At 65.2% G+C, this 22289-nt stretch carries 25 protein-coding genes; 11 read left to right on the forward strand and 14 right to left on the reverse strand.

What is annotated here, in order from left to right; all coding sequences use genetic code 11:
• Nucleotides 1-45 precede the first annotated feature (45 nt).
• Both ACYCVF_RS17155 and ACYCVF_RS17160 read left to right on the forward strand, forming a co-directional pair.
• Nucleotides 46-777 (forward strand): CpaD family pilus assembly protein, encoded by a 732-nt coding sequence (locus ACYCVF_RS17155; protein WP_061023621.1) that lies wholly within the window; start codon nt 46-48, stop codon nt 775-777.
• Nucleotides 774-2063, forward strand: coding sequence for an AAA family ATPase (locus tag ACYCVF_RS17160; RefSeq protein ID WP_459598198.1), 1290 nt, complete (start codon nt 774-776; stop codon nt 2061-2063). The genes ACYCVF_RS17155 and ACYCVF_RS17160 overlap by 4 nt, the downstream gene beginning before the upstream one ends.
• Nucleotides 2064-2145: 82 nt before the next feature.
• Here ACYCVF_RS17160 and ACYCVF_RS17165 read toward each other — a convergent pair whose 3' ends face one another.
• Together ACYCVF_RS17165 and ACYCVF_RS17170 are read right to left on the reverse strand one after the other, a co-directional pair.
• On the reverse strand, nt 2146-2928 hold the full coding sequence (locus ACYCVF_RS17165) for a tetratricopeptide repeat protein (protein WP_459598200.1): 783 nt from the start codon (nt 2926-2928) through the stop codon (nt 2146-2148).
• A gap of 132 nt (nt 2929-3060) precedes the next feature.
• Entirely contained in the window at nt 3061-3306 is a 246-nt protein-coding gene (locus ACYCVF_RS17170; RefSeq protein WP_018644993.1) for a PilZ domain-containing protein, read from the reverse strand.
• Nucleotides 3307-3534: 228 nt separating this feature from the next.
• Between ACYCVF_RS17170 and ACYCVF_RS17175 the strand changes: the two genes are divergently transcribed.
• The 5 genes from ACYCVF_RS17175 to ACYCVF_RS17195 all read left to right on the forward strand — a co-directional run bounded on the left by ACYCVF_RS17175 (nt 3535) and on the right by ACYCVF_RS17195 (nt 10072).
• The gene (locus tag ACYCVF_RS17175) at nt 3535-5073 is read left to right on the forward strand and encodes a YifB family Mg chelatase-like AAA ATPase (RefSeq protein ID WP_459598203.1); all 1539 of its coding nucleotides are present in this window, start codon (nt 3535-3537) and stop codon (nt 5071-5073) included.
• Between the two features lie 108 nt (nt 5074-5181).
• Nucleotides 5182-5649, forward strand: coding sequence for a hypothetical protein (locus ACYCVF_RS17180; protein ID WP_459598205.1), 468 nt, complete (start codon nt 5182-5184; stop codon nt 5647-5649).
• Nucleotides 5650-5775: 126 nt separating this feature from the next.
• Nucleotides 5776-8004 carry an ATP-binding protein gene (locus ACYCVF_RS17185; protein WP_459598207.1) on the forward strand — a complete coding sequence of 743 codons (2229 nt, stop codon included), beginning with the start codon at nt 5776-5778 and terminating at the stop codon, nt 8002-8004.
• 104 nt (nt 8005-8108) lie between these two features.
• Nucleotides 8109-8738 (forward strand): histidine phosphatase family protein, encoded by a 630-nt coding sequence (locus ACYCVF_RS17190; protein ID WP_459598209.1) that lies wholly within the window; start codon nt 8109-8111, stop codon nt 8736-8738.
• Nucleotides 8739-9013: 275 nt separating this feature from the next.
• Complete coding sequence (locus tag ACYCVF_RS17195; RefSeq protein ID WP_459598211.1) at nt 9014-10072, forward strand: AI-2E family transporter; 1059 nt, start codon at nt 9014-9016, stop codon at nt 10070-10072.
• 186 nt (nt 10073-10258) lie between these two features.
• Here the strand turns inward: ACYCVF_RS17195 and ACYCVF_RS17200 are convergent, their stop codons facing one another.
• From ACYCVF_RS17200 to hisB, 8 genes are all read right to left on the reverse strand, one after another.
• Nucleotides 10259-10498 carry a hypothetical protein gene (locus tag ACYCVF_RS17200; RefSeq protein WP_459598213.1) on the reverse strand — a complete coding sequence of 80 codons (240 nt, stop codon included), beginning with the start codon at nt 10496-10498 and terminating at the stop codon, nt 10259-10261.
• Between the two features lie 105 nt (nt 10499-10603).
• Nucleotides 10604-11560: a type I pantothenate kinase gene (gene coaA, locus ACYCVF_RS17205; RefSeq protein WP_459598215.1), complete on the reverse strand. Its 957-nt coding sequence runs from the start codon at nt 11558-11560 to the stop codon at nt 10604-10606.
• A 36-nt stretch (nt 11561-11596) separates the two neighbouring features.
• Nucleotides 11597-11923 carry a phosphoribosyl-ATP diphosphatase gene (locus tag ACYCVF_RS17210; RefSeq protein ID WP_459598217.1) on the reverse strand — a complete coding sequence of 109 codons (327 nt, stop codon included), beginning with the start codon at nt 11921-11923 and terminating at the stop codon, nt 11597-11599.
• A 71-nt stretch (nt 11924-11994) separates the two neighbouring features.
• Nucleotides 11995-12768 carry an imidazole glycerol phosphate synthase subunit HisF gene (gene hisF, locus ACYCVF_RS17215; RefSeq protein ID WP_459598219.1) on the reverse strand — a complete coding sequence of 258 codons (774 nt, stop codon included), beginning with the start codon at nt 12766-12768 and terminating at the stop codon, nt 11995-11997.
• Nucleotides 12769-12778: 10 nt separating this feature from the next.
• Nucleotides 12779-13513: a 1-(5-phosphoribosyl)-5-[(5-phosphoribosylamino)methylideneamino]imidazole-4-carboxamide isomerase gene (gene hisA, locus ACYCVF_RS17220; RefSeq protein WP_459598221.1), complete on the reverse strand. Its 735-nt coding sequence runs from the start codon at nt 13511-13513 to the stop codon at nt 12779-12781.
• Entirely contained in the window at nt 13510-14160 is a 651-nt protein-coding gene (gene hisH, locus ACYCVF_RS17225; RefSeq protein ID WP_459598223.1) for an imidazole glycerol phosphate synthase subunit HisH, read from the reverse strand. Before hisH ends, hisA begins: the two co-directional genes overlap by 4 nt.
• Nucleotides 14157-14687 (reverse strand): DUF2628 domain-containing protein, encoded by a 531-nt coding sequence (locus ACYCVF_RS17230; RefSeq protein ID WP_459598225.1) that lies wholly within the window; start codon nt 14685-14687, stop codon nt 14157-14159. Before ACYCVF_RS17230 ends, hisH begins: the two co-directional genes overlap by 4 nt.
• A gap of 65 nt (nt 14688-14752) precedes the next feature.
• Nucleotides 14753-15346, reverse strand: a complete 594-nt coding sequence (gene hisB, locus ACYCVF_RS17235; protein WP_459598227.1) for an imidazoleglycerol-phosphate dehydratase HisB — start codon at nt 15344-15346, stop codon at nt 14753-14755.
• Between the two features lie 243 nt (nt 15347-15589).
• On the opposite strand from hisB, the gene hslV reads away from it, so the two are divergent.
• Together hslV and ACYCVF_RS17245 are read left to right on the forward strand one after the other, a co-directional pair.
• Nucleotides 15590-16150 carry an ATP-dependent protease subunit HslV gene (hslV, locus tag ACYCVF_RS17240; protein WP_124162013.1) on the forward strand — a complete coding sequence of 187 codons (561 nt, stop codon included), beginning with the start codon at nt 15590-15592 and terminating at the stop codon, nt 16148-16150.
• 3 nt (nt 16151-16153) lie between these two features.
• Nucleotides 16154-16465: a hypothetical protein gene (locus tag ACYCVF_RS17245; RefSeq protein ID WP_459598230.1), complete on the forward strand. Its 312-nt coding sequence runs from the start codon at nt 16154-16156 to the stop codon at nt 16463-16465.
• 133 nt (nt 16466-16598) lie between these two features.
• Here ACYCVF_RS17245 and hemW read toward each other — a convergent pair whose 3' ends face one another.
• From hemW to rph, 3 genes are read right to left on the reverse strand one after another with little or no spacing between them, the layout of a single operon-like run.
• Complete coding sequence (hemW, locus tag ACYCVF_RS17250; RefSeq protein ID WP_459599650.1) at nt 16599-17783, reverse strand: radical SAM family heme chaperone HemW; 1185 nt, start codon at nt 17781-17783, stop codon at nt 16599-16601.
• A gap of 16 nt (nt 17784-17799) precedes the next feature.
• Complete coding sequence (gene rdgB / locus ACYCVF_RS17255; RefSeq protein ID WP_459598232.1) at nt 17800-18435, reverse strand: RdgB/HAM1 family non-canonical purine NTP pyrophosphatase; 636 nt, start codon at nt 18433-18435, stop codon at nt 17800-17802.
• Between the two features lie 10 nt (nt 18436-18445).
• On the reverse strand, nt 18446-19159 hold the full coding sequence (rph, locus tag ACYCVF_RS17260) for a ribonuclease PH (protein WP_459598234.1): 714 nt from the start codon (nt 19157-19159) through the stop codon (nt 18446-18448).
• 166 nt (nt 19160-19325) lie between these two features.
• Between rph and hrcA the strand changes: the two genes are divergently transcribed.
• Together hrcA and grpE are read left to right on the forward strand one after the other, a co-directional pair.
• Nucleotides 19326-20414: a heat-inducible transcriptional repressor HrcA gene (hrcA, locus tag ACYCVF_RS17265; RefSeq protein WP_459598236.1), complete on the forward strand. Its 1089-nt coding sequence runs from the start codon at nt 19326-19328 to the stop codon at nt 20412-20414.
• A gap of 98 nt (nt 20415-20512) precedes the next feature.
• Nucleotides 20513-21130, forward strand: a complete 618-nt coding sequence (grpE, locus tag ACYCVF_RS17270) for a nucleotide exchange factor GrpE (protein ID WP_459598238.1) — start codon at nt 20513-20515, stop codon at nt 21128-21130.
• A gap of 127 nt (nt 21131-21257) precedes the next feature.
• On the opposite strand, the gene ACYCVF_RS17275 is transcribed toward grpE, so the two are convergent.
• Nucleotides 21258-22199, reverse strand: coding sequence for a hypothetical protein (locus ACYCVF_RS17275; RefSeq protein WP_459598240.1), 942 nt, complete (start codon nt 22197-22199; stop codon nt 21258-21260).
• Between the last annotated feature and the right edge of the window lie 90 nt (nt 22200-22289).

Genomic DNA, 22289 nt, shown 5'->3' on the forward strand with positions numbered 1-22289 from the left:
GGTTTGGGGACCGGAGCAAGAAACGGGGCAAGAGGGGACCAGGCGATGACGAACACATCGGCCGATCGACGTCGCAAGCTGCGGATCGCGCTGGCACTGACGGGCCTGTCCGTCATGCTCGGCGCCTGCAACACCACGGAGATCGTCACCCAGACGGTGCCGACCGACTATCGCCAGCGCCACCCGATCGCGGTGCAGGAAGGCAAGAAGTCGATCGTCATCTTCGTCGGCAAAGCGAGAGGCGGCCTCTCGGCCGCACAGCATTCTGACGTCGCGGGCATCGCACGGGACTGGGGGCACGAGGGCACCGGCTCCGTCGTCGTCGACGTGCCCGTCGACACCGCCAATTCGCGCGCGGCTGCTGCGACCTATCAGGAGATCCGGTCGGTGCTCACGTCCGGCGGCGTGCCGTCGCGTGCCATCGTCCAGCATCCCTATCGCCCCGAGGATCCCGGGCTGCTCCCCACCATCCGCGTCAGTTATTCGAAGATCGCGGCAGTCGCCGGTCCCTGCGGGCTCTGGCCGGAAGACGTCGGCCCCTCCATCCTGGACCCCGGCTACAGCGAGAACCGGCCTTATTTCAATCTGGGCTGCGCCAGCCAGCGCAATCTCGCGGCGATGATCGACAACCCGGCCGACCTCGAGCAGCCACGCGCCGAGACGCCCTCCTACACCGCCCGGCGCAATATCGCGTTCGACCGTTACCGCAAGGGCACGCCGGTCGCGACGCCCTCTCCCGAATCCGACAAGGCCAAACTCAGCGACACCGGCAGATGACAGCTCTCCACGACGAAGACGCGGACGATCCGCGGCACCCCGAGGAACACATTGCGCCTGTCCCTCGCATTTCGGTGCAAGCCTTTTGCGAGACCGAGCAGACGCTTGCCGCGATGACCGCGGCGGGCCAGGATCGCCGGCTCGCCAAGGCCCACCTCACCGCCAAGGAAGGCGGCCTCGCCGCGGCGATCGAGGTCTATGAAACGATGCCGACGCCGAACGTGATCGTCATCGAGTCCGACGGCACGCGCGACCTTCTCGAAGGCCTCGACGATCTCGCCGGCGTCTGTGATCCCGGCACCCGCGTGGTCGTGATCGGCAGCCCCAACGACACCGCACCCTATCGTGAGCTGGTACGCCGCGGCGTCAACGACTACGTGGTCGGGCCGGTCGAGACCCTCGACGTCGTCCGCTCGATCTGCAGCCTGTTCTCGGCCTCCGAGGCCATCATCACCGGCCGCGTCATCGCGGTGGTCGGCGCCAAGGGCGGCGTCGGTGCATCCACCGTCGCGCACAATCTAGCATGGACCATCGCCCGCGACCTCGCACTCGACTCCGTCGTGATCGATCTCGACCTCGCCTTCGGCACGGCGGGCCTCGACTACAACCAGGATCCGGTGCAGGGAATCGCGAATGCGGTGTTGTCGCAGGACAGGCCGGACACGGCGCTGATGGAGCGCCTGCTCGCAAAATGCACCGAGCGCCTCAGCCTGCTGGCGGCGCCCGCCACGCTCGACCGCGTCTACGATTTCGGCGCCGAAGCCTTCGACGCGGTGTTCGACACGCTGCGCATGACCACGCCCTGCATCGTGCTCGACGTTCCCCATCAATGGTCCGGCTGGACGCGGCGCGCGCTGGTCAACGCCGACGACATCGTGATCGTGGCCGAGCCCGATCTCGCGAACTTGCGCAACACCAAGAACATGCTGACCGTGCTGAAAGCGGCACGCCCCAATGATCGCCCGCCGCTGTACTGCATCAACCAGGTCGGCATGCACAAGCGCGCGGAGATTGACGTCAAGTCGTTCGCCAAGACCATGGAGAGCCAGCCGATCGCGGTGATCCCGTTCGATTCGAAGCTGTTCTCGACCGCCGCCAACAACGGCCAGATGATCGCGGAGGTCTCCAGGACCCACCGCACCACCCTTCTGTTCCAGAGCATGGCGAACCGCCTCGCCGGCCGCGGCGAGGTGAAGAAGCCGAAGCGTTCGCTGCTCGAGCCGCTGCTGAAGAAGCTGAAGGGCAGATCGGGGCGCAGCTCGGCCCCGCATCGCAAGGCGTCGTAGGGCTGACGGCGTTTTCGAGCTGAGTGGATCCGGCTCGACTCCGGAGAACGCGTCAAACAGGAATCAATCGAACACGGTCGGGCTACTTGTCCGCGCGTTGCTGCTTTTTCGACACCAACTGCCGCAGCGCCGTGACCTTTGCCGCCGCCTGATCAGGCGGCAGATCGGCCCTCACGATGGCCTCGGCTTCGGTCTGCTTTCCCTCCAGGCCGAGCACGAGCGCGAGATTGGCGCGCACGCGGGAATCGGCTTGATTGCGCTCATGCGCGCGGCGCAGGGTTTCCTCGGCGCGCGGCAGATTGTTCTGGAGCATGTAGGACAGGCCGAGATTGGACAGCACCTGCGGCTCGTCGGGCGCGATCTTCAACGCCGCGGCGTAATATTGCTGTGCTTCCTCGTTGCGGCCGAGCTGGTCGAGCGCCGCGCCCTGCGCCGACAGGATGCGCCAATCCGGATCTTCCGGCGAATGCGCGCGGCTGAGGACGTCGAAGGCCTGCTGGAAATTGCCGTTGTCGGCGAGCGCGCGGCCATAGCCGGCGAGCAGCGCCTTGTTGCTGGGATGGGCGAGCACGGCCTGCTCCATCACCGCGACCGCCTGGGCGCGCTGACCGGTCTCGCGCAGCGCCTTGCCATAGGCCAGCACAACGCCGGGATCGCCGGGCTTGGCGCGATAGCGCTCGCGAAGCGCGTCCATGTCAGGCCTGGTATCGGCCCTGGTATCGGCCCTGCCGGCCGGTTCCGACTTGATGCCAAGCGCGCCGGTCACATCGTCGATGCCGGCGGTCTGGCAGCCGCCAAGGCCAAGCACCAGAAGTGCGGGAAGCAGGAATCTCGCCGGCAAGGCGAGGGGCGAACGCTTGGACATACTCTGATCACTCGGCAACTGATCAGCGATGCTTACCGATTAACGCTAAAGTCCCGTTAAGCAGCGGGGGTCGCTCTACCGTTTGAGCATGATCCCGCCGGGGAAGCCGCTCCAGGCTTTCCGGATCATGTTCTAATCGACGAATTCGGCGCCGAACTCGCAGCCGATGCGCCAGCGCAGGCGGCATTGGCGGGAATAGTCCGGCGCGAAGATGATGGTGAATTGCGGCGGCACTTCCAGGAATTCGGCGACCACCTTCACGCCTCCGTCCGAAATATCCGTGATCGTGCAATCCCGCGGCAGCGACCCCGCGCCAAAATGTATCTTGGCGAGCCGGCTGCACACCCGACGTTCGCTTCTCCGGCGATTTGCAAGCATCTTGTTACTTCACTGTTAGACTACGGCCCATCCCGCAGCCTCAGGAGTAGCGAACATTCGTTGGAATGTGCTGAGGACAGAAGCCGGCATTCGAGACGTAGTCTTCGCGTCACGTTTACGACTGGTTAGGACTTGCGCCGGTGCCGGGGAATGTTCCCGTATTGTTCTTGCGCAAGCGACCGCGCTCTGCTACCCCTAATTGCGCGAAAGGGGCAGGCTGGTTTGAGCATGGTTCAGCGGGTTTCTACCGTCGCCTTTGAGGGGATCGAGGCCCGCGCGGTCGACGTGCAGGTGCAGGTCGCCCCTGGCCTGCCGGCCTTCGCCATCGTCGGCCTGCCGGACAAGGCAGTATCCGAGGCGCGCGAGCGGGTGCGCTCGGCGCTGATCGCCTCGGGACTGGCCCTGCCGGCGCGGCGGATCATCGTCAATCTGGCACCGGCCGACCTGCCGAAGGAAGGCAGCCATTACGACCTGCCGATCGCGCTCGGGCTGATGGCGGCGATCGGCGCGATCCCGCCGGATGCGCTGGCCGGCTTCACCGTTCTCGGCGAGCTCGGCCTAGACGGCTCAATCGCTCCGGTGGCCGGCGTTCTTCCCGCCGCGATCGGCGCCAATGCGCGCGAGGAAGGGCTGATCTGCCCGGCCTCTTGCGGCTCCGAGGCGGCGTGGGCGAGCCCGGACATCCAGATCATCGCCGCGAGTTCGCTGATCCAGATCGCCAACCATTTCAAGGGCACGCAGGTGCTGTCGCGGCCCTCGCCGAAGGTGCATGAGGCCGCCGCCTCCACGCTCGACCTGCGCGACATCAAAGGCCAGGAAAGCGCCAAGCGCGCGCTGGAGATCGCGGCCGCCGGCGGCCATCACCTCCTGATGATCGGCGCGCCCGGCGCCGGCAAGTCGATGCTGGCGGCACGGCTGCCCTCGATCCTGCCGCCGCTGTCGCCGGGCGAGCTGCTCGAGGTCTCGATGATCGCGTCGGTGGCGGGCGAGATCGAAGGCGGCGCGCTGACGGCGCGGCGGCCGTTCCGCTCGCCGCATCATTCCGCCAGCATGGCCGCGCTGACGGGTGGCGGCATGCGCGCCAAGCCCGGCGAGATTTCGCTGGCGCATCAAGGCGTGCTGTTCCTCGACGAGCTGCCGGAGTTCGATCCGCGCGTGCTGGATTCGCTGCGTCAGCCCCTGGAAAACGGCGAGGTGGCGGTGTCGCGCGCCAATCACCGCGTCACCTATCCTGCCCGCTTCATGCTGGTCGCCGCCATGAATCCCTGCCGCTGCGGCAATGCGTTCGAGCCCGGCTATGCCTGCAAACGCGGCCGCATCGATCGCTGCACCGGCGACTACCAGGCGCGCATTTCCGGTCCCCTGATGGACCGCATCGATCTGCGCATTGAGGTACCGGCCGTGACCGCGGCGGACCTGATCCTGCCGCCGCCCGCCGAGGGCTCGGCCGAGGTCGCCGCACGCGTGGCCGCGGCGCGCGACATCCAGCTCGCGCGCTATGCTGATGCAGGCTTGCCCCACATTCGCACCAATGCGGAGGCGCCCGCCTCGGTGCTGGAGGAGATCGCAAAGCCGGATGCGCAAGGCCAAAAGCTGCTGCGGGATGCCGCCGAGACCATGCGGCTGTCGGCGCGCGGCTATCACCGCGTGCTGCGGGTGGCGCGCACCCTGGCCGACCTCGATCACGCCGGCAAGATCGGTCGCCTGCATCTCGCAGAAGCCCTGTCCTACCGCGCGCTCGCGGAGGATGTGCGCCAGATGGCCTGATCATTCCGCGCATCAACCTGGCGGTAACGAGTTTCCTTTACGCTCTGCAAACCATAAGGCCCGCGAGTTTCGGTTGTGAGTTCCCAAGGGCCCGGCGAGTAGAGCGTCATGTTGCGTTTGAATATCTTGGCCTCGGCTGTTCCCCTGTTGGCGGCTGCGGTGTTTGCCCGCGCCGAGATCGGATCGGTCTCACAGCCCTGCATCGCGCTGGGCGAGACATCCGTCGAACTCACATCCCTGTTCTGGACCGCGGGCGTGCATGTCGCCTTCACCGACGATCCCGCGCAGGCCACGGTGCGGGTCCAGATCACCGACAACGCAGATACAGCGGACTTCACCGTGGTGGACGACGGCCTCGGCTCCGAGGCGGACTCCTGCCAGGCCAATCCGTCGCGGCGTCTTGTCTCGATTGCGGCTGAGCCCGTCGATGGCGGCCAGGTGATCTATCTCTCCAGCGAGGGACCGGCGGATTACCGCATCTATGTGCGCTCGAAGACGTTCTCGCAGCGCGAGGCGGCGGCGCTGATCGTCGGCGCCCGCGGCGGCCACCGTCATCTCCAGGCCGCCTCGCTCTGAGCCGTTAACATCCCGTCAACCCTGTTTGGAGGCGACCTCCAAGTCGCAAACTGTTCGCAAGGTCGACGCGACATCGTCGGACGCGGCGATCACAGGTTTTGCAGCAAGAGGTCGGGATCGGTGGCGATGGGTCGGACGTTCCGGATCAAGGTGCGCATGCGTCGCTTCAGGCGGCAGCATCCCAGGCTGGCCTTCGCGATCCGCTCCTTCATGATCTTCTCGGCGACGTTCGGCGCCGCCTATGGTTTCGTCTCCGGCAGCCGTTCCGAGAATTCCGGCTACGATCCGAATGCGTTTGCGATCGGTGCGAGCTTCCTGTTCGCGCTCGCCTGTCTCGGCCTTGCGACGCTGAGCATGCGGCTGCGCTTCGTCAACAAGCGACTGCGGACGCTTGCCGCCCACAACGAGGCGCTGATCGACCGCAATTGGGAGCTGAAGGAAGCCGAAGAGCGCGCCCGCAGTCTGTACGAGCAGCAGGGCGACCTGATCGTGCTGCGCGACAACGAGGGCCGCATCACCTTTGCCAACGAGGCCTATTGCGCACTCGCAGGACAGGCGCGCGGCGCGCTGGTCGGCACGCGCTTCGATTTCGACGTGCTGGAGCAGGGCGACAGCGCCCGCGAGAGCAGCGGCACCCGCGTCCACGACCAGAAGATCGCAACCTCGCTCGGCGCGCGCTGGATCGCCTGGCGCGAGGGCTATGTCCGGCTCGATGCCGGCCAGCCCGCAGAATTGCAGAGCGTGGGACGCGACGTCACCGACCGGACCGAGACCGAACGCGCACTGGCCGACGCCCGCGACCAGGCCGACGCCGCCAACCGCGCGAAGTCGCGTTTCCTCGCGATGGCCTCGCACGAAATCCGCACCCCCCTGAACGGCATCATCGGGATGGGCGGACTCCTGCTCGATACCACGCTGACGCCCGAGCAGGCGACCTATGCGAGGGCGGTGAAGACGTCCGGTGAAGCCTTGATGGCGCTGATCGAGGAATTGCTCGACTATTCCAAGATCGAGGCCGGCAAGCTCGACCTCGATCAGCGTCCCTTCGCGCTTTCGGCCCTGGTCGAGGAGATCACCGAGCTGCTCGCGCCGCGCGCTCAGGCGAAGACGCTCGAGATCGCCGCCTATGTCGACGAGCGCCTGCCGCTCGAGGTGGTCGGCGACGCCGCGCGGCTGCGCCAGGTGCTGCTCAACCTCGCCGGCAACGCCATCAAGTTCACCGGGAGCGGCGGCGTTGCGCTGATCGTCGAGCCCGGCATCTGGCCGAACGAGATCAGTTTCCTGGTCCGCGATACCGGCATCGGGATCGCAGCCGAAGCACAGCAGCGCATCTTCCGCGAGTTCGAGCAGGCCGACGAGCGCGTCGCCCGTACCTATGGCGGCACCGGGCTCGGCCTTGCCATCAGCGAGCGCATCGTCAAGCGCATGGGCGGCCGGGTCACGCTCACCAGCGAACCGGGCAGGGGCTCGACATTCGAGGTCGCGGTGCCGCTTCCGCCTTCGCAGGCCGGCGCCGGACAGACGGCTTTTCCGAGCCCCGATCTCACCGGCAAGTCGATGCTCATCGTCGCCGCCGGCATCGAGGCCTCGTTGATCGCGCGCCGACTCGAGCGCTGGGGTGGCCAGATCTGCATGGTTGCGGATGCGGCGGTCGCCGAAGCGCTTCTGCCGGAACGCTCGTGGCACGCGGTCCTCATCGATCGGGCGATCGGTGCTGCCGTCGCCGACCATCTGGGCGAGGCGGCGCTGTCGCATGCGCTACAGCGCCTGGTGCTGCTGACGTCGAGCTCGCGTCACGAGGCATTTTCGCCGGCCTTCACCGGATTTCTGATGAAGCCGCTGCGCGCCGCCTCGCTCGCCGCACGCCTGGCGCTGACGCCGGAGGTGCCTTCACCCGATCTCGCACCCGAACGGCTGGCTGAATCCTCGGCACGAGGAGCGCCAACGAAAGGCCTGTCGATCCTCGTGGCCGAAGATAACGAGATCAATGCGCTCCTGATGCGCTCGCTGCTGACGAAGCTCGGCCACCGCGTCGTCATCGCCGTCCATGGCGAAGCGGCGCTGGAATCCTGGCTCGCGGCGTCATCGGGCGGCACGCCCTATGACCTCGTACTGATGGACATCCAGATGCCGCAGCTCGACGGCATCGAGACGACGAAACGCATCCGCGCACATGAGGCATCCATGAGTCGCCAGTCCACGCCGATCCTGGCGCTCACCGCCAATACGCTGGTCGAAGACCGCTACGCCTGCTTCGAAGCGGGAATGAACGGCTTCCTGATCAAGCCGCTCGACCGGGATAAGCTGGACGAGGCGCTGGCCGGGCTGGCCGCGTCACGGCACCCGGCAGCCTGACCAGAGATCGAGGGAACTCTGGCTCGGCAGCAATCAACAATTGAAATCCAGCGCGTTGCGCGTCACCATCCTCCGGGGGGCATTTTGCAGTAGAGGATTTGCGCATGAACGTGCTTTGCCGCCTCGCACTCGTTGTTTTTCTCGCCGGATTTTCTCAACACGCTGCGGCCGATACGGCGGAACTCATCACCTCCCTGAAGCAGGGCGGTTACGTCCTGATCTTCCGGCACACCGCCACCGACGACAGCCAGAAGGACGTCTACCCCTTCAAGTTCGACGACATGAGCGCCCAGCGTCAGCTCAGCGAAAAGGGCAGGGACATGGCGCGCCAGATCGGAACGGCGATCAAGGATCTCGCGATCCCGATCGGCGAGGTCTTCGCCAGCCGGCTGAACCGCGCGATCGAGGCTGGCAAGCTGATCTCCGGCCGCGACGTCAAGCCGGTCGATGCGCTCACCGACAGCAGCAATGCCAGCGCGTCGGGCATGGCAAACCCGACCGGTGCCAATGCAAAGGCCGGGCAGGCCGTGCGGCAGCTCGTCGATGCGCCGCCGAAGGCCGGCACCAACACCTTCCTGGTGACCCACAAGACCAACATTGCCGATGCCTTCGGCAAGGAAGCCGGCGACGTGCAGGAAGGCGAAGCCTTCGTCTACAAGGCAAGCAGCTCGGGTCCCGCGACCTTTGCAGGGCGGATCAAGCTTGCCGACTGGAACGCGAACGCAGGCAAGTGAGGGACCGGCGCCCGGCCCGGACTGCCGACGGGCAAGAGCAGACTTTCTCAATCCATCACACGGGGGAACCGCGTTCCGAGCGGACTGACAAAAGGGCCCGACTGCAAGATCAGCATCAGGTGGGCGCGGAACGCATGTTGCGGCGACGTCTCGGCAAACCAGCATTGCCGAGCGCGAGCGCGTCGTTGCCGGACGATTGGCCCGGCCCGACTTGCCGCCCCGCCGCAGTCCTGTGATACCAACCTTCCGAGTAGTAACTGAAAGCTGGCGAACACGTGAGAACATCAGAAGACCGCTCATTCCTCATTTTGCTTGCCGCGATCTCCGTTGCGTTCGCATGGGTGCTTTGGCCGTTCTTTGGCGCATTGTTGTGGGCCATCCTGCTGGCCATCATCTTCGCCCCCCTCTATCGGCGCGCCCTGGAAACCCTCCCGGGAAGGCACAACCTTGCCGCATTGTTCACTGTCGTCGTCGTGATCGTCATGGTGCTGATCCCCGTGGCGATCGTCATCGCTTCGCTCATTGACCAGGGTGGCGAGCTTTATCAGCGCGTTCAGAACGGGGAGATCAGTTTCGCGCATCCCCTGCAGCAGCTGAAATTGGCGCTGCCCGGCTGGGCTGCTTCCATTTCGGATCGCCTGGCCAGTATCGATCTTTCGGCCCTGAAGGAGCGCCTGTCGGGTCTGGTCGTCCCGGCCGGCCAACAGATCGCCGGGCATGCGCTCAACATCGGTCAGTTGACGCTGGAGTTCGTCGCGAGCCTGCTCGTGATGCTCTACCTGCTGTTTTTCCTGCTGCGCGACGGTGACGAGCTCAACGCACGCATCCGCGATGCGCTCCCGCTGCGCCCGAGCCACACCGCCGAGATCTTGAATGCGTTCATTCTCGCCGTTCGCGGGACGATCAAGGGGATCGTGCTCGTCGCCCTGATTCAGGGGGCGCTTGGCGGCCTGATTTTCTGGCTGCTCGGCTTGACTGCGCCCCTGCTGGCGGGCGCCCTCATGGCGCTGCTTTCACTCCTGCCCGTGCTCGGCTCCGCGCTGGTCTGGGTTCCGGTCGCACTCTATTTGCTCATGGCAGGCGCCGTGACGAAGGGCATCATCCTGCTCGCCTTCGGGACATTCGTGATCGGCCTGGCGGACAATTTTCTTCGCCCGATCCTGGTCGGCCAGTCGATCCAGATGCCGAGCTATGTCGTGCTGATCGCCACCCTGGGCGGCCTTGCGGCCTTTGGCGCGAACGGCTTCGTAATTGGCCCGCTCGTCGCCGCGATGTTTCTGACGGCGTGGCAGATTTACATGGGCTCGAAAGCGCGACAGGAAGCCCGGAAATGACCATCATTTACGGCTCCAGACGGTGAGTCTCCAGAGCCGTTCCGTTCCGATGGAATCGGAACGCGGCTCTAGATTCTTGTTCTGACGCTCTTTCGTGACGCGAACCGGTGTCCACGTCGCTCGAAAACGCTCTAGCGGGCGGGAGCGCCAGCCGGAGTTCGAATCTGGCCGGCCCGGAAGGGTCTCTTACGCGGCATAGCCGACAAAGCGCGGCGCAGAGAGCTTCTCGGGCGGCACTTGGGCTCCCCGGAAGATGGTGTCCGCCTGGGCCGCGCGCTTGCAGTGCGGGCACACGAAGAGATGCGCGATGATCGGGGTCGGCTCGTCCGCGAGCAGTTCGGAGCGGAACCACTTCATCTCGATATGGCAGTCGGGGCAGGTCGGCGCTTCGAGTTGCTCCGCAGCGCTTCTGAGACGATCAACCATGGTGCCTTTCCTGCCGTTTCCCAAAGGAATAGCGGAATAGCCATCGTAGGTCTGCAACAAAAGATACCGTGCTCGAACCAGCCAACGCCGCGTTCACGGCGGCGATCATAGCCGCCTGAGCGCCACGCTCTCCACCGTGTGGTCGGCGCCCTTCTTCAGGATGAGCGTCGCGCGGGGACGGGTCGGCAGGATGTTGTCCTCGAGATTGGCGAGGTTGGTGCGTTCCCAGATCGCGATCGCGGTGGCGGTGGCTTCCTCGTCGGACAGCAGCGCATAGCGGTTGAAATAGGATTTTGGATTGGTGAAGGCGGTGTCGCGCAGCGCCAGGAAGCGCTTGATGTACCATTGCCGCAGTGCCACTTCGTCGGCATCGATGTAGACCGAGAAATCGAAGAAGTCGGAGACCACGGGCACTGCCTTGCCGTCACGCGGCAGCTTGCCGGTTTGCAGCACGTTGACCCCCTCGACGATCAGGATGTCGGGCTGGTCGATCTCGGCCCACTGGTTCGGCACGATGTCATAGGTCAGGTGCGAATAAACCGGCGCGCGCACATGCCCACGGCCCGCCTTGATGTCGGAGAGGAAGCTGAGCAGCAGCGGCAGATCGTAGCTCTCCGGAAAACCTTTCTTCTGCATCATGCCGTGCCGTTCGAGCACCGCGTTGGGATAGAGGAATCCGTCGGTCGTGATCAGCTCGACCTTCGGCCGAGGCGACCAGCGCGCCAGCAGCGCCTGAAGCACACGTGCTGTGGTGGATTTCCCGACTGCAACCGAGCCGGCGACGCCGATGATGTAGGGCACCTTGCGGTCGCGGATGTTGAGGAACTGACGCTCTGCGTAATACAGGCGCTGCATGGCGTCGACATAGATCGACAACAGTCGCGACAGCGGAAGATAGATGTCCTCGACTTCCTGGAGATCGAGGCGGTCGTGCAATGAGCGCAGCCGGTCGAACTCGCCCGGCTCGAGAGTCATCGGCGTATCGTCGCGGAGGCGCGCCCACTGCTCGCGCGTATAGACGCGATATGGATTATACTGCTGCTCGGGTGCGCGGATATCCATGACGCCGCCTTTCCGTTGCGATCTGTTCGCTCTTGCCTAGCCGCCGCCCTTGCGCGACGCCTTTTCTTCCAGCCCCGACATCGAAGTCCGCTTGTCCAGCACGGCTTCGACCTCTTCCAGCTTTATGCCGCGAGCCTTCAGCAGCACAAGGAAATGATAGAGCAGATCGGCACTTTCAGCGATCAGATGCGCGCGATCGTTTTCGACTGCAGCGATTACGGTTTCGACTGCTTCCTCGCCGAACTTCTTGGCGCAATGCTCGGCGCCCTTGTCGAGGAGCTTGCGGGTATAGGACGCTTCGCCGCCGGAGGCCGCGCGGGCATCGATGGTCTCGGCCAGGTCGTGGATCGTGAAACGCGGCATCGGACTTACTCGGAAACACACGGGGCCACGGCGGCCATCCGCCAATCTAGCATTCTTATGAACCGAAGTCGTCAGGCATCGAGGCGCATCGGCAGCCCGCGGCGCGCCATGTGCTCCTTGGCTTCGCGGATGGTGAATTCCCCGAAATGGAAGATCGAGGCGGCCAGCACGGCCGTGGCGTGCCCGTCGCGGATACCGTCGACGAGATGGTCGAGATTGCCGACGCCACCCGAGGCGATCACGGGAACGGGAATACTGTCGGCGATCGCACGGGTCAGCGGAATGTCGAATCCCTGCCTGGTGCCGTCGCGATCCATCGAGGTGAGCAGGATTTCACCGGCACCGAGCGAGACCACTTCCTGGGCATACTCGATCGCATCGATGCCGGTCGAGTTGCGGCCGCCATGGGTGAAGATCTCCCACCGGTCGCCGCCCGGGCGCTTGACCCGCTTGGCGTCGATCGCCACCACCACGCACTGCTCGCCGAATTTTTCGGCAGCTTCCTTGACGAACTCGCGCCGCGATACCGCAGCGCTGTTGATCGAGACCTTGTCGGCGCCGGCGCGCAGCAGCGTCTTGATGTCGTTGACCTCGCGCACGCCGCCACCGACGGTGACGGGCATGAAGCAGGCTTCCGCCGTGCGCCGGACGACGTCCAGCATGATGCCGCGGTTCTCATGGGTCGCGGTGATGTCGAGGAAGGTGAGTTCGTCGGCGCCGGCGGCGTCATAGGCGATCGCCGCTTCGACGGGATCGCCGGCATCGCGCAGATCGACGAAATTGACGCCCTTGACGACGCGGCCGTCCTTGACGTCGAGACAGGGGATCACGCGCACCTTGAACATCCGATGTCTCCTAGGCGCGCGCGTTGCGGATCAAGGTGAGGGCGGCGGCGGGATCGAGCCGGCCGTCGTAGAGCGCGCGGCCGGCGATCGCACCGGCGAGCTTTCTGGCGCGCGGCGTCAGCATCGCCTTGACGTCCTCGATCGAGGCGAGGCCGCCGGAAGCAATCACGGGGATGGAGATGCTGTCCCCCAGCGCGATGGTCGCGTCCAGGTTCAGCCCCTTGAGCAGGCCGTCGCGCGCGATGTCGGTGAAGATGATGGCGGCGACGCCTGCATCCTCGAAACGCTGCGCGATCTCGAGTGCGGTCACCTGCGAGGTCTCGGCCCAGCCTTCGACCGCGACTTTGCCGTCGCGGGCGTCGAGCCCGACCGCGACGCGACCGGGGAATTTCTTCGCCGCAGACTTCACCAGTTCCGGATCGCGCACCGCGGCGGTACCGATGATGACGCGGGTGATCCCCTTGTCGAGCCAGGCTTCGACGGTCTTGAGATCGCGAATGCCGCCGCCGAGCTGCACCGGGATCTTGATCGTCTTCAGCATCGCCTCGACGGCTTGCGCATTGACCGGCTTACCGGCAAAGGCACCGTCGAGGTCGACGACGTGGAGATACTCAAAGCCCTGCTCGGCAAAGCTCTGCGCCTGGGCTGCGGGATTGAGATTGAAAACGGTCGCGCGCGCCATGTCGCCTTGCTCGAGGCGCACGCACTGGCCGTTCTTCAGGTCGATCGCAGGAAAGAGAATCACGGCTTCCATCGCAAAAAGTTCGAGATCAGGGCCAGCCCGAAGCGCTGACTCTTCTCGGGGTGGAATTGCGTTCCGATTGCGGTGTCCTTCGCAACGATCGCGGTGACGGGCCCGCCGTAGTCGGCGCGCGCAAGCACGTCCGCTTCACTGGCGGCGTTCAGGTGATAGGAGTGCACGAAATAAGCGTGCTGGCCCTTGGGGCCGAGCGGCAGCTTGGTCAGCACAGGATGCTCTCTGAGGACCTCGAGCGTATTCCAGCCCATGTGCGGGATCTTCAGGCTCTCGTCGCGCGGGGTGATCTTCTCGACGTCGCCGCCGATCCAGTTCAGGCCTTCGGTGATGACATGTTCCTTGCCGCGGCTCGCCATCAGCTGCATGCCGACGCAGATGCCGAAAAAGGGCCGCGCCTTGACGCGCACCGCCTCGGTGATCGCCTCGACCATGCCGTTGACGGCATCAAGCCCGCGCCGGCAGTCGGCGAAGGCGCCGACACCCGGCAGCACCAGCCGATCGGCGCCATAGGCCTGGTCCGGATCGCTGGTGACGAAGACCTTTTGCGGGGTCTCCAGGCTGCGCGCGGCGCGCTCGAACGCCTTGGCGGCGGAATGCAGGTTGCCGGAACCGTAATCGATGATGGCGACGCTCATCTTGACCCTCCCGGTTCTGGAAACAAACCAATGATGCCGCCGGCCGGAAGCGGCGGCGGATTCGAAAATTGCTGCCCCGGCGCGTTGCGCGTCGGCGGCGGGCCGCCGCGATCGATGGCCCATTGATCGTTGACGATGCCGTGCTGCTTCTGGCTCCAGCGCTCGAAGAAGCGACGTTCGGCGGTGTCGCCGTTGTCGGCAACGACCACGTCGAGCTGCCGCCACTTGCCACGCGACAAGGTCCAGCGGCGCAGGCTAGAGGCCTCGAAACCCATCAGCAGCGCAACGACGAGATTGGCATAGACGATCGAGCTGCGTCCGACACCGAGGCTGGACAGCCCCGCGCTGAACGCGGCCGTGAAAAGCAGCCAGCCAATCAGCGCCAGCCACAACCGATTCCACAGCAGCCAGAACGGACCGAAGATCATCGCCCAGAAATGGAAGCCGTCGCGCACGAAGACGAACTTGTCGGTCGCGCGCAGATCGGCTCCGCCAGGGAAGGGAGCGTGGACTGTGTAGACAGGCATGGTGATGCCCCGTTCTCTGAATTCAATGATACCGCAAGCAGCGCGCTTTGCCGCGAGACGGAATGTCAGCCGCCGAGCGAGCCCTTGGTGGACGGGATTTCGCCCGCCGCCTTCGGATCGATCGCAACCGCCGCACGCAGCGCCCGCGCCAGACCCTTGAAGCAGGACTCGGCGATATGGTGGCTGTTATCGCCATATAGGGTCTCGACGTGGAGAGTCACACCGGCGTTCATGGCGAAGGCCTGGAACCACTCGCGCACGAGCTCGGTGTCGAACTCGCCGATCTTGTCGCGGGGGAAGTCGGCCTTGAAAACCAGGAACGGGCGGCCCGAAATGTCGATGACCACGCGCGACAGGGTCTCATCCATGGGCATGTGCACGCCGGCATAGCGGGTGATGCCCGCCATGTTGCCGAGCGCCTGCTTGACCGCCTGGCCGAGCGCGATGCCGGTGTCTTCGGTGGTATGGTGATGATCAATGTGCAGATCGCCCACCGCCTTGACCGTGAGGTCGATGCGGGAATGGCGGGCGAGGAGATCGAGCATATGGTCGAAAAAGCCGATGCCGGTCGCGATATTGGCCACGCCGGTGCCATCGAGGTTCACAGTGACCTCGATGTCGGTTTCCTTGGTCTTGCGCTTGATCGTCGCGGTGCGCATTGAAGGCTGGCTTTCGCTTCTATTTGAGCATGATCCTTCCGGAAGACCGGTGTCCACTTTTCCGGATGACGCTCGGGGGCCGAAAACGGCGGTCTTTTAACAGCCAAATGACACCTTCGCTACTGCGGGAACGCTCCGGCAGGCCAGCACTTCCGCCTATGGTGAGCGAAATCTAGGGCCGGAACGGCCCGTTGTGCCCCCGCCCACGACCGCCTAAATCAGGCCGGACAACGAGGATCATTCATGCAGGCTTCCCAGAACAGCTCGCCGGTCTGGCACGGGACCACGATCTTGACGGTCCGCAAGGGCGGCAAGGTGGTGGTCGGCGGCGACGGCCAGGTCTCGATCGGCCAGACCGTGATCAAGTCCAACGCCAAGAAGGTCCGCAAGCTCGGCAAGGGCGACGTGATCGGCGGCTTTGCCGGCGCCACTGCCGACGCCTTCACGCTCTTCGAGCGGTTGGAAGCCAAGCTCGAGCAATATCCGGGGCAGCTCACCCGGGCGGCCGTGGAGCTCGCGAAGGACTGGCGCACCGACCGCTATCTGCGGCGGCTGGAGGCCATGATGATCGTCGCGGACAAGGACGTCTCCCTGGTGCTGACAGGCACCGGCGACGTGCTCGAGCCCGAAGCCGGCGTGATGGCGATCGGCTCCGGCGGCAACTACGCCCTCGCGGCGGCACGGGCCCTGCTCGACACCGACAAGGACGCCGAGACCATCGTCCGTCGCTCCCTCGACATCGCCGCCGACATCTGCGTCTACACCAACCGGAATTTGACGATCGAAAGCCTGGCGACGGGGTAGGCCGTGGCGCGCTATCTGAGTGTCACCGGACTTGTTTTCCGTCAGGATGTGCATGACCTCACATTCACAACCCGGCTATCTGCGCTAAAGCGGCGAATATTCCAAAGATCTGACATCGTGCTTCATCGCCGAGGTATTATGGCTCGCAAGGGGAAATTTGCGGCATTGGAAAATGAAATACTTCGCGCGGAATTCGATCGGCAGTTTGCCGATCTTGTCAGATCTCTACCTGGCCCCGCCTTTACTGTTTCAATAGATAAGAAAGCGCACCTGGAAAAATACGTTATGGAAGCCATTTCCGCCCGCATCCTTTAAAAAATCAATGGGTTACTAACCCGTTGATGGCGAATCACTTTTTTGATCAAAGCGATCCTCGCTCGACCCTAAAAGGGACCTGTTCTCGCCCAATAGAAATCGGCGTTCGGGCCACAACTCCGAAAACGAAAACCTAAGCCGCGAGATCCGCGACCACAGCATCGAGCACCGGGAATCCGCTGCTGGTCACGCGCAGGCGGCCCGTTGCATCCACCGTGATCGCGCCCTCCTCGCGCAGCAGCGCGATGCGTTTGCGATCGAGTGGGCGGCCCGAGAGCGCCTTGTAGCGCTCGGGGTCGATACCTTCGGCGAGGCGCAATCCCATCAGCAGGAATTCGTCGGCGCGCTCCTCGCTGTTGAGCAGATCGTCCGTGACGATGCCGTGGCCGGTGCTTTCGACGCGCATCAGCCAGGCTTCGGGACGCTTCTCGGTGGCGGTGGCGTGCCTGATACCGTCGATGTCGAGGCGGCCGTGGGCGCCGGGGCCGATCCCGGCATATTCATCGCCGCGCCAATAGACCAGATTGTGCCGGCACTCGGCGCCGCGTCGCGCGTGATTTGAAATCTCGTAGGCCGGCAGCCCCAGTCTGTCGCAGGTCTCCTGCGTGACGTCGTAGAGCGCGCGCGCAACGGCTTCGTCCGGCGTCTTCAATTTGCCGGCCTGGTGCAGGCCGAAGAACGGCGTGCCCTCTTCGATCGTCAATTGATAGAGCGACAGATGCTCGGCCGCTTCATCGATCGCGTGCCGCAGCTCGTCGGCCCACATCGCCGGCGTCTGGTCGGGGCGGGCGTAGATCAGGTCGAACGAATAGCGGTCGAACGAGCGGCGCGCGATGGCGACGGCCTCGAGTGCCTCGCGGGCGCTGTGCATCCGGCCCAGCGCCTTCAACGAGGCATCGTCGAGCGCCTGCACGCCGAGCGACACGCGATTGACGCCGGCGGTGCGATAGCCGGCGAAGCGCGTGGCTTCGACGCTGGTCGGGTTCGCCTCCAGCGTGACTTCGACGTCGCTTGCGACGGACCAGTGCTTGCCGATCGCATCGAGCACGGCACCGACGGTTGCGGGCTGCATCAGGGACGGCGTGCCGCCGCCGAGGAAGATCGAAGTGACCTCGCGGCCCGGCGCGCGCTCGGCGGTCGCGGCGATCTCGCGCGCGAAGGCGGAGGCGAAGCGGGCCTCGTCGATCGCGGCGTGGCGGACGTGGCTGTTGAAGTCGCAATAGGGGCACTTCGACAGGCAGAACGGCCAGTGCACGTAGACGCCGAAGGCTTCGGATTCTTGTTTTGACGCGTTTTCCTGGCGCGAACCGGTATCCACTTCGCTCGAAAACGCTCTAGCGCGGCTCAAGGCAGATCTCCGCCAGTTTCACGAAGGCGCGGGCGCGGTGCGACAGGCCGAGGCCGAGCGGCGGCAGGCCGTGCTTCTCGATGCTGGTCATCTCGCCGAAGGTGCGGTCGTGGCCGTCGGGCAGGAACATCGGATCGTAGCCGAAGCCGGCATTGCCGCGCGGCGGCCAGACCAGCGTGCCGTCGACGCGCGCCTCGACCTCTTCGAGATGATGGTCGGGCCAGACGACGCAGAGTGCCGAGACGAAATGGGCTCTGCGCTTGTCGGCAGTCGTCGCGCCGCGCTCCTGCAGCAGGCGCTCGATCCGCGTCATCGCCGCATTGAAATCCTTGGCGGGGCCGGCCCAACGCGCGCTGTAGATGCCGGGCGCGCCGTCGAGCGCGTCGACCACGATGCCGGAATCGTCGGCGAAGGCGGGAAGCTTCGCTGCCTGCGCCGCCGCAATCGCCTTGATCGCGGCGTTGCTGCGGAAATCGGTGCCGGTCTCGTCCGGCTCGCCCAGGCCGAGCTCGCCGGCCGACACCGCCTCGATGCCGTACGGCGCAAGCAGCTCCCGCATCTCGGCGAGCTTGCCGGGATTGTGGGTCGCGATGACCAGCTTGTCCGTGATTCGGCGGTGCATGGCCTATTGACTACGCCACAGCCAGTTTCTGCAAGTCCACCAGACGCGCGACGCCCTTGCGGGCCAGCGTCATCAGCGCCAGGAGCTCGGCTTCGGTGAACGGCTCGCGTTCCGCGGTGCCCTGCACCTCGATGATGCGGCCATCGCCGGTCATGACGAAATTGGCGTCGGTCTGGGCTTCCGAATCCTCGGCATAGTCGAGATCGAGCACCGGCGTGCCGTTGTAGATGCCGCAGGAGATCGCGGCGACGTTGTCGCGCATCACGTTGGCCTTGACCATGTTGCGCGCCTTCATCCAGTTGATGCAGTCGGCCAGCGCGACCCAGGCGCCGGTGATCGAGGCCGTGCGCGTGCCGCCGTCGGCCTGGAGCACGTCGCAATCGACCGTGATCTGGCGCTCGCCGAGCGCTTCGAGATTGATGATGGTGCGAAGCGACCGGCCGATCAGGCGCTGGATCTCGACAGTGCGGCCGCTCTGCTTTCCGGCGGAAGCCTCGCGGCGGGTCCGTTCCGAGGTTGCGCGCGGCAGCATGCCGTATTCGGCGGTGACCCAGCCGCGGCCCTGGCCCTTCAGCCACGGCGGCAGACGGTCCTCCAGCGTGGCGGTGACCAGCACGTGGGTATCGCCGAATTTCACCAGGCACGAGCCTTCCGCATATTTGACCACGCCGCGCTCTAGCGTCACGGGGCGCAATTCGTCGGGCGCACGGCGGCTTGGCCGCATGGGATTCCTCCAAAACTCACGGAAAAAGGCTGTTCGCGGTGCTTGTAGGTGGGGCGAGGGTGGCCGGCAAGGTTTTTTCACCCCTGTTACGGAGGCCGCAAACGCAACGCTTGTCAGAAGCGCCCGGGATCGACAAATTACGAGCATCTGAGAGGAGTTACCGTCTGTGGCCCATCACGATCCGATCCATCTGATCGCGCCGCGCGCAGGCCTTGCCCAGCTCAACGAGCGTTCCCGCGACATCTTTCGTCAAATTGTCGAAAGCTATCTCGCGACCGGTGAGCCGGTCGGCTCGCGCAATATTTCGCGCCTGATCGCCACGCCGCTGTCGCCGGCCTCGGTCCGCAATGTCATGTCCGATCTGGAGCAGCTCGGACTGATCTATGCGCCCCACACCTCCGCCGGCCGGCTGCCGACGGAACTCGGCCTGCGTTTCTTTGTCGATGCATTGATGCAGGTCGGCGATCTCAACGAGGCCGAGCGGCAGTCGATCCAGAGCCAGCTCTCCTCCGTCGGCGAAGCGCAGTCCGTCGAGGCGGCGCTGGACCAGGCCCTGATGCGGCTGTCGGGCCTGACCCGTGCCGCAGCCGTCGTGTTGACGCCAAAATCCAATGCGCGGTTGAAGCATATCGAGTTCGTCCGCCTGGAACCGGAGAAGGCGCTGGTGATCCTCGTCGGCGAGGACGGCCAGGTCGAAAACCGCGTGCTGACGCTGCCCCCCGGAGTTCCTTCCTCGGCGCTCGCCGAGGCCGGCAATTTCCTCAATGCCCGCATCCGCGGCCGCACGCTGGCCGAGGCGCGGCTCGAGCTCGAGACTGCTCTCGGCGCGGCGCGCGCCGAACTCGATCAGCTGACGCAAAAAGTGATCTCGGCCGGCATCGCCAGCTGGTCCGGCGGCGAGAACGAGGATCGCCAGCTCATCGTCCGCGGCCATGCCAATTTGCTCGAAGATCTGCACGCGCTGGAGGATCTGGAGCGGGTGCGTCTGCTGTTCGACGATCTCGAGACCAAGCGCGGCGTCATCGATCTGCTCGGCCGGGCCGAAACCGCTGAGGGTGTGCGCATCTTCATCGGCAGCGAGAACAAGCTGTTCTCACTGTCGGGGTCCTCCACCATCATCTCGCCCTATCGTGATGCCGCCGGGCACATCGTGGGCGTATTGGGCGTGATTGGCCCGACGCGGCTGAATTATGCCCGCGTGATCCCGACCGTGGACTACGCCGCCCGCATCGTCAGCCGCCTCCTCGGCGGCTGATCGGCCAGGCTGCCGATCACGGGCGCTTGATTTTCGCCGTCTGAAGCACGATATCCGGGCCAGAAAAATCCCTTTAGCCAAGTTCGAGAAGTGAGCCGATGACTGATCACGAACGGCAACCCGAAGACACGACAGCGCCGACCGGCGAGCCCGTGGTCTCGAAGCCCTACATCATGCCTGATGATCCCGAGCCCGGTTCGGTCGAAAGCTTGCAGAAGGAAGCTGCCGAGGCGCGCGACCGGATGCTCCGGACGCTGGCCGAGATGGAAAATCTGCGCAAGCGCACCGCCAAGGAAGTCGCCGATGCGCGTCTCTACGGCATCACCGGCTTTGCCCGTGACGTGCTCGACATCGCCGACAACCTCCAGCGCGCGCTCGATGCCGTCCCGGCGGAGGCGCGCGCCAATGCCGATGCCGGCCTGAAGGGGCTGATCGAAGGCGTCGAGCTCACCGAGCGCTCGCTGCACAGCGCGCTCGAGAAGCACGGTGTCAAGAAACTTGATCCCCAGGGGCAGAAGTTCGATCCGAACTTCCATCAGGCGATGTTCGAAGTGCCCGATGCCTCGGTGCCGTCGGGCACCGTCGTGCAGATCATGCAGGCCGGCTACACCATCGGTGAGCGCGTGCTGCGCCCGGCGCTGGTCGGCGTCGCCAAGGGTGGCGCGAAGGCTGCGCCGGCGGCCAACAACAATGAGTCGAGCGGCGCGCCGAACTGATCGATCCTCATCGTGCGCAACGCGGCCGGGTGAGGGCTCTCTCCTTTGGGAGAGCCTTCGCTGTTGAGACAGCCCGCTCCCCGGCCCTGCCCCGCGAGGGGGGAGCGCATCTCGCTTGCGGATGCAGCTATCCCTTCGGCTGGATCCCGTCGCGCACGGCGCGGAAGCGGGTGAAGGCGGCGGACCACTTGTCGCGCGGGGCGCTGGCGACGATGCGCAATGATGCGCCTCCAGTCGAGAAGCGGATCCACTGCACCACGGTCACGGGCACCTTGTCCTTGCCGCTGACGCCATCGATCCGGGTCTCGAATCCCTGCTGTCCGTTGATGCGGATCGGCTCCGACATGGTGACGCGCGACTCACGCACGCCGGGAATCTGGAGCGCCGCCTCCTGGGCGAAGCGAGCGCGGTCGTCAGCCTGTTGCGGGGTGGCGCCGATCACACCGAGGATCATGAACGGCTTCGACTCGTAGCCCGTGCTCTCGTCGCCGTCGGCCAGGATGATGCTGCTGCCCGGCGCCAGGGTCCGGACGTCCTTGAAGTCGGCGAGATCCGTGATCTTGAACGGCATCAGCGCGATCTGCTCTTCGGCCGAGACCTGCTTGCGGGTGACGGCGCTCGCAAACATCTGCCGCACCGCTTCATCCGTGTAGATCTTCGTAGCATTCTCCGGAATCTGCACCGCGACATAGCCGGAGAAGCCCGCACCGGGCACGATCATCGAATAGCGTTTCACCGGGGTATCGCCGGCCTTGCCGCTTTCGGTCGTGAAATAGGCGAGACCGGCGGGGGTCTCGATCTTGTCCTGCTTGACGCCATTGGTCCCGGCCGGATTGGAGTTGAAGGCGCCCACGACCTCGCCATAGGCGGCCGGCGGTAGCTCGGTGATCAGCACCTTGACGTTGCCGTCCTCGCTCTCGAAGCCCGGGAAGGTTTTTGCCGTGCTGAGGCCGATCAACGGCACCATGCCGAGACGCAAGCCAGGTGGGAAGACGGCGTCGGCGGCGAGGGCCGGAAACGTTGTTGCGGCGAGGAGGGCGAGCGCGGCGAGGGGGCGGATCAGCTTCATGGGCACTCTGATTGGTTCACATTGAGGCCGTTCGATGGTCGGCGACCGGGCCGCTTTGTCGCGCGAAGCAGCGGCGCCGGCTGTCCGGCC

This window comes from Bradyrhizobium cedriense (genome assembly GCF_054602315.1).